The sequence below is a fragment of the bacterium genome (assembly GCA_026416715.1).
Taxonomy (GTDB): domain Bacteria; phylum UBP4; class UBA4092; order JAOAEQ01; family JAOAEQ01; genus JAOAEQ01.
On sequence record JAOAEQ010000006.1, the window covers coordinates 15,105 to 27,951 of the forward strand.

Consider the following 12,847-nt stretch of genomic DNA (forward strand, 5'->3'; position numbering starts at 1 on the left):
GGCAATACAATGAATGGGAGAATGGGAAAAAATTATACCCATTCACCCATTCATCAATTCAGCTGGTATAGATTTTTTTGCCAGGACGTTGTGCTATTGATAAAGACTAATGCCGTTTGCGTTCGTCGCCATACCAATTATTGATATCGTCGGCATCGGTGCCGCGTCTGCCATAAGCACTATCCGCACTTAACGTTGTATCCGTGCTCCCGTTCATACCCATCGAGAATATTTGATAGGTGTTTGGATTGAAATATCCGCCGGTATCAGGTCCATAAGTCGCTTCTGTTCCCGGCGCTACGGTATAGTCGGAATATGCAACATAAATATACGGATTATTCCACGGGTCTAAAATATTCCCGTTCGAATCCGTTCGCTCCAGCTTCATATCCAAATACGGTCCTTTCCACAACGGATTCCCGGGCGCTAAACCAACAACTAATGCCTTCCGCATTAAAGCACAGCCGTCAAACGATGGATCTGATGGCGGATACATTCCGACATCGCTTTGATATGAGGCGATAGCGGTTTTTATCGCATCGAGGTCGGCTATCGCTTGGGTATACCGTGCTTCGGTAGTTTTAGCGGTGATAACCGGCAGAATAACTGCTGCTAATATCCCAATAATTAGTAAGACGATAACCAATTCGGCTAAGGTTATACCTTTTTGCATATAAATTATTCCCCTCCTTTCTATACACAAAATACTGAAGCTTCGTACTATTTAAACTCATATACCAGGTCATCTCCGGTATTAATCCAACCATCTTTGCCCGTACAAACGATAGCAAATTGTTCTATGGTGGCAACACTATAACTAAGGATAATCTGAACCCCGCGATAATCAAATTCACGATGATTTTGTTTTGTCACACTATATGCCACAAGCCGATATGTTCCACCCCAAGGATCTATCGGCATTCCTCCTGTGGATAAATCGTAGAGTGGAACCTGTCGCTGATAATTCACAAACGGACCCTTCCATTTCTGTGCATCTCCTTTTAACATATCTCGAATTCGTCTTACTGGACTAGCATACTCGGGCTCCTGTCCACTTAATGCAGTTGTATCAGATGCAATGACATAATACCCACCACCATCGTTAAATGGCCGGTTCCCAATACAATCCGGATCGTTAACCGCCGGATAATCCGATTGATATCCCGGCACATCATTTAATACACTCAATGGAACAAAATAACCATAGTACATTTCAACCATTTTTTCCGCTTCAGCTATTTGCCGCATTTCGGCATACGCCGCGGTTTTTTTCGCTTCATCTCGTTTTCCCTGATATACCGAAAACGCAATAACGGTAATGATTCCAACCACGACGACTGTCGCTAGTACTTCAATAAACGTAAACCCATACTTACCATATAATGTTATATTGTTAACAAATCTGTGGAATCGGATTTTTTTAATCTGTGTAATCATATATTTTTAGAAATAGACGATAATATCATCACCAAGATATCCGGTTAACGGATTAAAATCTAACGTTGTATTTTTTCCATAACTCAAAATAGCGAACCGATCTAAAGCACCGGTTAACGGCGGGTCTACCTCTTTTACTCCATAATTGAATGGGTATCGATTATCCCGAGCGACATTATCAGGACCAAATAAACGATATGGACTCCCCCAAGGGTCAAGGGGAATACCATATTTTGTTTCCGACAGTGGCATGGTTTCTTCAGGAGTATTATCATTGGTATATACCCCTAGCAGATTCGATTTCGGTCCTTTCTGTTTAAACTGGATATAAGGACCTTGCCATTCACCAGCTAAATTCGCATTCGTTTTCGTTAACGAATACGCTCCTGACGTTTCGATTGCATAACCATATTCATATTCTATTGCATATTCAATCCATCCCATCGTATTATTTGACGGTATCGTGCTATGAACATCATTTAATACACGTAAACTCACATAATAACCGGTATCCAGTTCAACCGCTTGTTCTGCTTTAACCAGTTGCATCATTTCTGACCGAGCGGTGGCATATTTTGCTTCATCTGACCGCTGGGTATATCGCGATACAGCTACCGCTACCAGAACGCCTACTATAATAACGGCTATTAAAACTTCTAAAATCGTAAATCCTTTCTGCTGATATTTTGGATATATCATCATACAAGAAGCCTCCGTTTTTATTCACGTAACTCACGTATTCAATTTATTCGGATTTTAAAATTTCAACATAATATCATCGCCGACCGGCGGTCCCCACGGTGCCGTGGAATCACTTTCAAAAACATAATTCGGTCCGCTACTCCAAATCACTCCGGCGGGTATATTATATGCAGTGTCTTGCGAACCATAAACACGATAGGGTTTCCCCCATGGGTCAAGCGGCAAATTCAGAGTCGTATCAAACTTCTGATATTGCAAATATGGTCCTTTCCATGCATCGCCAACGTTCGCTAGCACCGGTTGCATCGGGTCACCGTTAACAAAATAGCCGGTAGAATAATTTGACCATTGTCCAGCAGCTAACCAAGTATCATAACTCCAAACAGTTACCGTTGCGTATGGCGATTGGGGAACCTGCATTAAATTACTCGGAAAAACGAAATAGCCAGTTTCCGCATACGCTAGCGATTCTGCTTTTCCAATCTGCTGCATTTCATCGCGAGCAGCGGTAATTTTTGTTTCTTCGGTTTTTTTCCAATAAATAGGAATTGCTATCAGCGCTAAAATCGCAACTATCGCTACGACGGTCACAATCTCAGCGGCAGTGAACCCATACCGATTGTGATTATTATTAAATTTGGTCATGAACCCCATAAACGATTTTCTCCCTCTTTTTAAGCGATTACAGTGATTAAACCATAGATTTTACCTTTATTGTTTCTATAATAGAAAAGTCGAGTTAAAATAAATAAATTAAATCGTCTACACGTCGTTTCGCCGGACTCTGCCGATAATATGGGCTTCCTACCGTAGTAATATCTGATAACGTTAATTGTTTAAATCGATACGTTTGTCCAGCTTCTTCAATAACATATTCTGGCCAACCGTTTGGTCCGTTACTAATTATCATTGCTGTTGTCGGAATATCAGTAGGATTGATAATAAACAGTCCTGTTGAATTGACTGTATAGGACGAAGTAGAGTCGCTTTTAAGTAAAACAAGGCGATATGGGTTCCCCCAACTATCACACGGGTCACCTTTTTTAAAAACCGGTAGAATCTGCCATGCTGTAATCGGATGTTCATTGCCCCAAGCATCAACGACTATATCACCCTCAAACAATTTCTTCTCCGCAACCTGCGGCGAAAGATATGGACCGTGCCAGGCTGTAGAACTAATTGTTATACCTAAGCGAGGGTCAGCTAACGGAACTCCGCCGCCGAGAAAATCAGCATAGACATCTTTTGCTGGCAATTCAGGTGAAGCAAGGTCGCTAAACCTCCAGAATACACCTGTATCATTATGCGCCCACGTCTCAGCGGTAGCTAATAACCGCATTTCTTCATACGCAGNGCTGATTTTCCCACGCGTGGTTACTGTCTGCCAACTTACTGTCGCTAACGTTGCCATAATTGCTATAATGGATACAACAACTAATATTTCCATTAAGGTGAAACCGGTGTTAGATACTTTATTCATAATTAGACAAAATATACGGTGATATATAACCGTTCTCTTAATTACTTAATAGACTGTAAACTTTAAACAAATCAGCGCAAATTGATGCGCCGAAGTATAGAAAAATCATAAATTTAATATTTTTTTCTATACTTAAATATATTACGTTTGCACAATTCTGTCAATCATTTTTTACATATCAGATATCAATCTATTGATATTATTGCAGATACCACGCCATCGGTTGGATCTCCGGGCGCACCTAACACATCTCGTGTTTGCTGGGTTATCGCGGTTCCAATCTGGTCTTTTTCGCTCACAAATTCATAGCATATCTTCGTTCCAAACGTTTTTTTCTTTGCTAACCAATGAATGGTTGCTATTGACCCTGAATGATAGAAATTTCCGGTTGGGTTAACTATTTTAAATCGGATAATTCCTTTACCCTCATCAACTTCATTCGCTACGATTTTCGCTGATGGATATTTTTGTGGAACGATTCGAGATTCTATTGTTTTCGGTTGTGCTCCGTAAGGAAAACTAACTACAGATAAATATTCCGGATTATATTTTATCATAAATTCCGCAGAATCGTAACCTGTTCCGCGGGGATTATTGATGATAATATCTTGAGCGAACTCCGTTCCTTCCTTAACCCGTAAACATAACGGATTAAACAATAATGTTACCGACCCGATATTACTCCCGGAACCGCGAACGGCGGTTGTTGGCGGTAACGACGGAACCGCCGGTGCCGGCGTAGATACCGGCGCTGGATTAGTCGGAGGTGGAGGAACCGGAACCGGTGGAACGGGTGCGGTTACTAATGGTCGTTGTGAGGGTATACGAAATCCTTCACCGCCCTTACCTTCCACGATTCCGTAGCGACGGTCGCGTCGTGCGGTTTCGCTTAGATCGTAAGCGGTTTCAGACTCGGTAGTCTGCGCTACAACGAAACTTAATCCACTGATGGATATCATAAAACTGATTGCAACGATTAACAAGATAAAACAGTGCTGGAATCGATTTTTAACCGTCGCGGGAGTCATATCATGTAATTAAATCCGTTTTCGAAATAAAATTTTGCCGGATTGAACCGACCGGTCAACCACCACTAGCAGAGAACTGGTTGATATTGGAACCGTACCTTTCATTGCGGTTCCTGAAGAACGAATACTGAAAACATTCGACCGGACAGTAATCCAATCTGCCAACTGCCGAAACCATATTTGTTTTTCATTTTCATCATCGACTATTCCATCATTGTCATCATCGAAATTGTCACGACCACAGAATCCAGGAATCGCGGTTAAATCAGTTATCAAATTAAATCGTCCCGTAATAGTTCGATGGCTAACTATCTCTTCCGCTAACGCTGCGGTCATTCCCGGAAGCGCCATTAAAACTTCTACCGGTGCGGTGTTAATATTTACTTGACCGAGCAATCGCGATTCAGAATTCACGGAAAGAAAGTCAATAATATCCGCAAACCGTATTCCATTCGATTCAGAATCAATACTCACAGTCACCCACGGAATACTCGGTTCTGGAATCCCGACATACCCCAAATCGCCAATACCACCAAAAGGTAGATTTGAAATATACGCTAGTGCGGATTCATCAGCGGCGCCAAACGGCGGCGCATAAGCTTGATTTTGTGCAAACGCTGTTCCACCGGATTTGGGGAATAAATCAGGGATACGCGGGTCATTCTTTTCCCAAGAAATATTCTTCTCTGCGTTCGAATACCTCACTTCGTCAATTAAATTACCGTTAGCATCATAGAGCCGAAGGATATCCCCAGTTTTTGATAAACTTAAATGCTCATTCACTACCAGTTGACTATTCGGCACACTTCCGTAATTATTTATAAAACAATATCCATCTGGCGTTCCGCCATCATACTCCGCATCGTCTTGATATTCGTCAGTGATAATAAAATATCCACGCGAGGGGATTGTGCCAAACAAATCTATACTCCCAAAAGTTCCTTCTATTCTCCATCCATCGAGAACTATTTCTTCATGATACGGATTATAAAGTTCGATATATTGTCCATCGTTTCCATATTCGTCCGGAGTTAATGAATACGCCATAATCTCGTTGATATACGGCATCTGTTCAATCCCACGATAGGTTGTTCCCTGAACAGTTAATAAGGTCGGGATACTATCCGCATCGCGGAAATCAACGATATTGACTGCAAGTTGTGCCGCGCGGGCGGGATTTAATGCTATCGTAAGTTTACTATATAGTTGCGCCGCTGTAGCTGAATTAATATCAGCTCTTTTCTGATTATATTTATCTACATTGGGAGTAGCAGAATAAATGGTTAGATAATCCGCTAGCGCATTATAAACTGAATCACCAACGAGCGTTTTGACGATATCCAGGGAAGTTATCTGATTTGCGTAATATGCGGTATATAATTTCTGTGCAACCGTTTCCGCTAGATAACTAGCGTTGATAAATCCGGCACGGTCAAGGCGATAGTTTAAAAATCGTTTCAGGTCTAATCCCCCGTGGTTTGAATACTTTTCGGTATCACAGGCAACAAGCAAATTAAGCTTACTTTCTTCATCAACCACGTTAACCTTGGGATTAGTTACAGTAGTAACCTGTTCTAGACTTAATCCAACGGTACGAACTTTCGCTCCTGGAGAGACCATGCGCGTGAGAAATTGCGCGGTACTAGAACTACTCGGTTCAGTTCCATACGGCGCTAATTCTCCCCGCTCTGTGGTCAACGAACTTATCAGCGCTAACCGGGCATTGTTTATTCCCGTTTCTGCGATATAGTCCGCTTTATATCGGTCAGCGAAATTCGATGCTGCAACCAATTCTGTTCGCATAAAATAGACAAACGAACTCCCGATTATCGCTAGTACGGTTAGAATCGCTAATACCAATAATAACGACGCACCGTTCTCGCCAGTTTTCCTTTGGATTTTGCAGTGTGGATTTTGGATTTCTATGTTCATGGCAATGTTACCATTGTCGTATATGTATGTGGTATAATCTGACCGGATTCATCTTCAATCGTGAGCGCAATATATACCGATTTCGGTTTGGTTGCGGTCGTACCTGAATTCCAGCTCTGGTGCCATACCGTTGTTGTGGTATCCCAGCAGAGAACATTAAACTCTTTTACCGAAAAAGCTACCGGGTCTTCCGTAGTATCCTTCTTGCGCATTAGACGACTCGAAGTATCAACATAATATACAAGATGACTTCCACTAATGGTATAGAAATCAATGGTATCCTTATCATAGGTACAATCTTCATCAATATGGAAATCATCTAGGTCAGCACCGTCTCCATCTAAATCATCGGTTCCGGCATTATAGTCACCATCATTATCTATACCATCTCGAATTTCTTCATCTGTTCGTCCATCGTTATCATTATCAATACCATCTCCTTTTTTCCCCGAAGTGCTATCATTTGAAACGAGAAAAAGCTGACTAGTACTAACTGATGTATGGCGTAAATCATCCGTAAGCCGAGAAAGTGCTGCCCGAGCAGTTTCTGCCATCGTCACCTGCGCTTTTCCTTTATTATATCCGCCTAGTATGGTTCGGAATGTAATATAGATTGCGCTGGCGATAATCGCGGTTATCGCTAACGCAATTAACACTTCTGTTAATGTCAATCCTTTTGAATTCGATATTCGGAATGTGCAAGTCATCTCAGATACTGGTTTGCAGTTCATAACTTCGATTAATATCCCAGGTTACGGTAACGGTAACGATACGACTGCCTCCACCACCAGCTACAACGGTAATAGACCATTTAAATTTGGGTTCTAATGGGAACGGTAACGGTCCTTTATTGGTTCCAACAGGCCAGACGGCATCGTCTCGTTTAACATCTTCTATTTTCTGTTGCGCTAATAATGTTGCAATACTTAAACAGGTAGTCTGGTTTGCCGCTGTTATCCCATGCGGGAATAATAGCACTAAACTTAACAAACCGACGGTAAACACTGTCAACGCAATCAGCACTTCCGTCAACGAATACCCGAATTCCAGATTGTCGTTACCGTTGACCTTTACAATGCAATCCTTTTGGTTGATGACGGATTTTGCTGTAATCCTATTTTTATCGCTGTAATCTCTCTGGTTATTTCTTCTGATGCGCATAGATTTTACTTATCGCTGTGCTTGGATATACTTCTATACTATAAAAGTTCGTAGCTATACTTTGGTTATCATTTCTGCCGATAAGATGAATTATTTTCGCTTGAGCAGTCCCATCAGGATAAAACTCGATATACTCATACGTGGCAGTGCTATCAGAAACATCGGTTATGAGCACCGAGTCTGGTACCCATCTCGGGTCAGTGACTTGTTTCTGCCAAAACGGATTCCCTGCGGTATCTAGTGCATAACGGTCAATCCAGAAACTCTGCCGGTTTCCAACCCCACTTGTTCCCGGATTTGGGTCGTGGAGCTGGAATGTTACGCGATGTGTTGAGTTAACGGCAATTGCAAAATTTCGGGCTAAATCCAGTGTCCCTTTAATATCGCGAGCAGCAGCATCTACTGCTGACCCCGCAATAAATCGCGTATAGCTATACAGAATCGCTGCTGTAGCAATCCCGATAATAATTAACGTGACCATAACTTCGGTCACGGTAAAACCTTTTCTCTGTTTAATCTTCATACATTCCCTTAAAGGTAGTTTATACCATTTCTTTAGAACCGTCAACTTTTCAAGATTTGGTACCAAATACGATAATCTGGGTAATCGTTTTTATATCATGTTGCCTTTAGTAACGAGAAGTCCCAGTAACTTTTTCGAGTTTCGCGACTGCGATACCATAATTAAATAGCGCTTGCGCGTAGTTCGTTTCTGCACGAGTTAACGCAACTTCTGCATCGAGAACCTCTAAATGGGTTCCAACGCCATTTTGATATCGACTTTGCGCTAATCGCAGGCTCTCTTTCGCCTGTTCAATCGTTTTTTGTTGGGAGATAATGATTTCTTTTGCGCTGGCTAAATCTAATATTGCTTGTTCTACTTCAAGTTGAATGGTTAATGCTAACTGTTCCTTTTGCCATCGGGTTTTCTCCCGATTGGCTTGTGCAATAGCAACATTCGATTTCGTCGCCCAGCCGTCATAGAGTGACCACGTTACTCCAAGCATAATATATGAATAATAATTCCAACCGCCGATATCCGAGTCCCAATCCGACGATTTCCGATCATGAATTCCAGCAAGTGCAACCGTCGGTTTCGTTCCTGCAGCAGCTATCGGTATGGCTAATTCATCTATCTTTTCAGTTAATAAGACGATTTTCCAGTCCGGTCGGTTTAGAAAAGCTATGCTCGTTGCGATAGTATATCTATTCGTTTGAGTAGTATCTAATCCAATCGGAATCTCAAAACGGCCGGTAATTTCAAGCGAACTCGGTTCTTTCCATCCTAAAATTGTCGCTAAATTTGCATACGCTAATTTTAAATTATTTTCCGATTTAATTAATTCTGGTTTGACATTAGCCAATTCAACTTCAGCACGGAGTACTTCATAATTCGATACTGTCCCAGCACGAACATGCGACTGTGCATGTTGTAAATGCGCTTCCGCTACTGCAACGGACTGTTCGTTAACGCGAACCATCTCTCGTGCTAATAAAACAGTATAAAATGCCTGCTTAACCTGATAGATTATCTCTAATTCCTTCAACCGATATGCTTCTTGTGCAAGTTGAACCCGATATTTCGCCTGTTGAATAGACCTGCTGATTTTCCCCCAAGTAAACAGCGGTTGCGAGATGCTCAGTTGGATATCGTAGGTTTCCTTCCAACCCATAGGGAATTCACCAAACGAAGTGACGATTATCGGTAAATCTTCATAATCCTGATAGCTGACACTTCCGGTTATGGTTGGTAATTGTGCCGATTTCGCTAGCTGTAAACTCGATTTTGCAATTGCAATATCTTTTTTTGTAGACAATAATTCCGGATTATGCGAAATTGCATATTCTATACAGGCTTCTAATGAAAACGGTTCTCCGGCGCTAAGATTCGATGGGAAATAAACTGCAAGAATTAATGAACAATAGTATAAACAATACTTTGTTTGGAATAGTATTTTTAGGATTTTATTTACCATAGGGATTTTTACTCGACGCAATGTTCGCTCGGTCGAATATGATTTTTATTTTTTAGATGGTTTATTATACCATATCCAGTAATTTATTCCGAGTAAAAATTTTCTTTCTTAAGTTCAAAAAAATATTCCACCTAAGGAAGAATCAAACGCAATATGCACCGATGTATGGTGTCATAGTTTGGTATTTATGCGAGTGTATGGTAAGATAGGTATAAATTATCAAGAACTACAAAATAAATTTTTTGAATTGTCCTAACTCATAGACAATAATTTGAATGGAGGATGAACTATATGAAACCAAAATATTATTTTTTTCCAGTGGTAATGGTGGTTATTACCATGGTATTAAATGGTTGTGCAACGTTTGGTAAAATAAAAAAACCGGAAACGAAAAAACCGATAAACCCGGCATTAAGTGATGAAGTTCGACCGTATCCAGTTGATGGCAGAAATTTCTCGCCAGTAGATAAATTTCTAGCCCGAGCAACACCGGTGCTGGATGATGCTGACGGTGATTTGAATCCGTATGTGCTTAAGGTTATTGATGCATATCCGCTTGGAACCGGAGAATATCCTTATCGCTGTAAACCGTTAGAATATGATAAATATCTTGGCGTAACGCAAGACCTTTATTATCGCGGACGAAAAGTTGCTTGGGCACATCCGAACGGCTCCCGCTGCAGTTATTGTTGCGGGTTAACGTTTGAGATTTTCTATCGGGCAATGAAACTGCGCAATATGCAGAAAGGAATTGACCCGGATAATTTCAATAATATGACATTCTATGATTTATTTAATTTTCTCCAGCTATGGTATATTGAAGGAGTAGATGATAGTCCGCAAAAAGCGATTCAGTTTTATGGACTCGGGAAAAAAATAACTGATTGGGAAGAAGCGAAGCCTGGCGATTTCTGCGATTATAGTCGAAATAATGGAACCGGTCATTCAGTTATTTTTATCCGCTGGGTGCGAAATCCGGAGGGAAAAATAATTGGGTTTGAATATTTTTCATCGAATTCCAGCGGAGTAGGATATCTAACCGAATATTTCTCTGATAGTGGTGGGAAAGTTCTGCGGGACTGGATGCGACTTGCGCGTGTCGGCAGTATCGAAAATTATCGCCCGTTCGACCGAAGCATTATTCCGCTTCGCCAAGCATATGCGCCTTAGAAGCTTTTCCGGATACCGAAATCCGAATCACGTCTAACCGCAGAGCGCGCAGAGACTGCAGAAAAAATTTTGGGGTTATTCCTAAAAGATAATCTCAGCGAACCTAGCGACCGCCACGGTGAACACCTTGGTTTTGTTTGGATTTTTGATGTTCGAATTGCTGTTTTAATGCTAATGGTAGCGCTACAGGGATTCGAACCCTGGTTTGATGGCTGAGAACCACCCGTCCTAGGCCTCTAGACGATAGCGCCAAGCGATAATCTCACTGCTAAATGTATGATGATAAATAATATAGCATAATTCATATGATTGCGGTAAGATAGAACCCTTGCGCAGAGAAACATTCGTTCGGTATACTTATATATAATTAGGGTGATGGTTCTATTCTATTATTACCAAATTCGAGTGGTCAACTATGCGATTTTTTCTTCTTATTTTCATGAGCTTAATATGTTCCGCTCTCGTTTTGGGTGAAGGGTTATCTCCGTCGTTACCTCCGTCTATTTCTACAACTACCACCACGGTTAGCATTTCTACTACAGTGAGCGAAACAACAACTACTGTAGCACAAGATTCAGCGAAAAAAGGTGTTATCACACTCCGTTGGAGAACAGAAAGTGAACAGGATAATTATGGATTCAATGTATATCGAGCAGAATCGAAAGATGGTCCTTTTGAAAAAATCAATCCGACAATTATCCGTGGACACGGAACCACCAGCGAACCGCATGATTATGTTTATGTTGATAAAGAAGTCTATAAAGGAAAAACCTATTATTACTATTTAATGGATGTAGATTTTTCAGGGAATACCAAAAAGTTTACCCCGACGATTAGCCGGTATCTACCAACCGATGAAGAGGTGCAGGCGGAAAAGGAGAAAAAGGCAGCGGAAGAGAAAAAGGGTAAACGAACGCCGAAACCAACTAAAAAGAAGAATTAACCCATCGAGATTATACTATTGTATCAAATATAACTCCCCCGTTAGATTCAATCGGCTTCTGGACTAATTACAACTTTAGCCGACTTAATCCGGTAAGCTGATAATCCACCTGAACGATATTATTCTGTGTCGTAACCGCTGCGGTTAAATCTATATCTTGGGCTTTAACAATCCGACGAAGAACATTTTTAAAAAATTCAATATCCGATTCGATTTCCGCTTGTTTCTCCGGCGGAACCATTTTATTCATAGAGAAAACGATTTTACCAGTTCCTTTATCTATATCCTGCATGGTTAAAGTTCCTTCAACTCGTTCAATACTATCTATAGTCGGGAAAATCGAATATTCCAGTTTTTTCTCTTGTTCTTGAATCCAGAAACTTAATTCTTTGTTTTGATTATCAATTGAAAAAGTCACATCAGGGAGATTCCCGGTTGGAATGATACCCGCTTCTGACCGATAACCGTTCACCAATCCGGTCAATAAATTCACATCCGTGCTAATAATCAATCCACTGTCAATCCAGATACACGCTTGTGGTTTGAACTTTGTTTTTCCGCTCGGATTAATATGGTAAATTGAATATTGCCCAACGGTTTTCTCTTGCACCGCAGGATTTGCTAGAATTCGCTGGATCAGGGTATCCTTCATTAGCCGAACCAACTTTATTCCCCGACCAAAATCAACTATCACCAGTAGGTTGTTTTCGTGATTCATTGTATCTTTGCAAAACACAACACGGATTTCTTCTGGAAACGCTTGAGTAATTCCAAATCGGACTAAGGATTTTTTTAGACCGGTGAGTGATTGTCGTTCCACTTTATCCATCACGATTTTTATTCCGGTCATGCGTAGCGGATGGGTTGCGTCGGTCATACAACGTAGTTCGATATATTTTTCAGCTGGGATAAACTGGTTGGTATTTATTCTCGTAACCGGAGAATACCACCAAATGAAAATGATTAGGAGAACGATAAGTAGCAAGATTCCGAGCGAAATGAGAATTTTCTTTTTCAT

The 12,847-nt window shown here is 41.1% G+C and carries 13 protein-coding genes and 1 tRNA gene; 2 read left to right on the top strand and 12 right to left on the bottom strand.

Going from position 1 to position 12,847, the window contains the following annotated elements; translation table 11 throughout:
* Positions 1-106 precede the first annotated feature (106 nt).
* The 10 genes from N3A72_03545 to N3A72_03590 all read right to left on the bottom strand — a co-directional run bounded on the left by N3A72_03545 (position 107) and on the right by N3A72_03590 (position 9,716).
* Positions 107-673 (bottom strand): type II secretion system protein GspG, encoded by a 567-nt coding sequence (locus N3A72_03545; GenBank protein MCX7918684.1) that lies wholly within the window; start codon positions 671-673, stop codon positions 107-109.
* A 47-nt stretch (positions 674-720) separates the two neighbouring features.
* A complete protein-coding gene (locus N3A72_03550) occupies positions 721-1,437 on the bottom strand; it encodes a prepilin-type N-terminal cleavage/methylation domain-containing protein (GenBank protein ID MCX7918685.1) in 717 nt (238 codons plus the stop codon).
* Positions 1,438-1,443: 6 nt separating this feature from the next.
* On the bottom strand, positions 1,444-2,139 hold the full coding sequence (locus tag N3A72_03555; GenBank protein ID MCX7918686.1) for a type II secretion system GspH family protein: 696 nt from the start codon (positions 2,137-2,139) through the stop codon (positions 1,444-1,446).
* A 54-nt stretch (positions 2,140-2,193) separates the two neighbouring features.
* The gene (locus tag N3A72_03560; GenBank protein ID MCX7918687.1) at positions 2,194-2,793 is read right to left on the bottom strand and encodes a prepilin-type N-terminal cleavage/methylation domain-containing protein; all 600 of its coding nucleotides are present in this window, start codon (positions 2,791-2,793) and stop codon (positions 2,194-2,196) included.
* 1,011 nt (positions 2,794-3,804) lie between these two features.
* Complete coding sequence (locus N3A72_03565) at positions 3,805-4,647, bottom strand: hypothetical protein (protein MCX7918688.1); 843 nt, start codon at positions 4,645-4,647, stop codon at positions 3,805-3,807.
* A gap of 9 nt (positions 4,648-4,656) precedes the next feature.
* Positions 4,657-6,579 (bottom strand): helix-hairpin-helix domain-containing protein, encoded by a 1,923-nt coding sequence (locus N3A72_03570; protein MCX7918689.1) that lies wholly within the window; start codon positions 6,577-6,579, stop codon positions 4,657-4,659.
* Positions 6,576-7,310 carry a prepilin-type N-terminal cleavage/methylation domain-containing protein gene (locus N3A72_03575; GenBank protein MCX7918690.1) on the bottom strand — a complete coding sequence of 245 codons (735 nt, stop codon included), beginning with the start codon at positions 7,308-7,310 and terminating at the stop codon, positions 6,576-6,578. The genes N3A72_03570 and N3A72_03575 overlap by 4 nt, the downstream gene beginning before the upstream one ends.
* Complete coding sequence (locus N3A72_03580) at positions 7,288-7,740, bottom strand: hypothetical protein (protein ID MCX7918691.1); 453 nt, start codon at positions 7,738-7,740, stop codon at positions 7,288-7,290. Before N3A72_03580 ends, N3A72_03575 begins: the two co-directional genes overlap by 23 nt.
* A complete protein-coding gene (locus N3A72_03585) occupies positions 7,721-8,263 on the bottom strand; it encodes a prepilin-type N-terminal cleavage/methylation domain-containing protein (GenBank protein MCX7918692.1) in 543 nt (180 codons plus the stop codon). The genes N3A72_03580 and N3A72_03585 overlap by 20 nt, the downstream gene beginning before the upstream one ends.
* Positions 8,264-8,369: 106 nt before the next feature.
* Positions 8,370-9,716, bottom strand: a complete 1,347-nt coding sequence (locus N3A72_03590; protein ID MCX7918693.1) for a TolC family protein — start codon at positions 9,714-9,716, stop codon at positions 8,370-8,372.
* Positions 9,717-10,007: 291 nt separating this feature from the next.
* Here N3A72_03590 and N3A72_03595 point away from each other — a divergent pair, with 291 nt between their 5' ends.
* Entirely contained in the window at positions 10,008-10,886 is an 879-nt protein-coding gene (locus N3A72_03595; protein ID MCX7918694.1) for a hypothetical protein, read from the top strand.
* A gap of 175 nt (positions 10,887-11,061) precedes the next feature.
* On the opposite strand, the gene N3A72_03600 is transcribed toward N3A72_03595, so the two are convergent.
* Positions 11,062-11,137, bottom strand: a tRNA-Glu gene (locus tag N3A72_03600).
* Between the two features lie 164 nt (positions 11,138-11,301).
* On the opposite strand from N3A72_03600, the gene N3A72_03605 reads away from it, so the two are divergent.
* Entirely contained in the window at positions 11,302-11,829 is a 528-nt protein-coding gene (locus N3A72_03605) for a hypothetical protein (GenBank protein ID MCX7918695.1), read from the top strand.
* A gap of 67 nt (positions 11,830-11,896) precedes the next feature.
* On the opposite strand, the gene N3A72_03610 is transcribed toward N3A72_03605, so the two are convergent.
* A complete protein-coding gene (locus tag N3A72_03610) occupies positions 11,897-12,847 on the bottom strand; it encodes a hypothetical protein (protein MCX7918696.1) in 951 nt (316 codons plus the stop codon).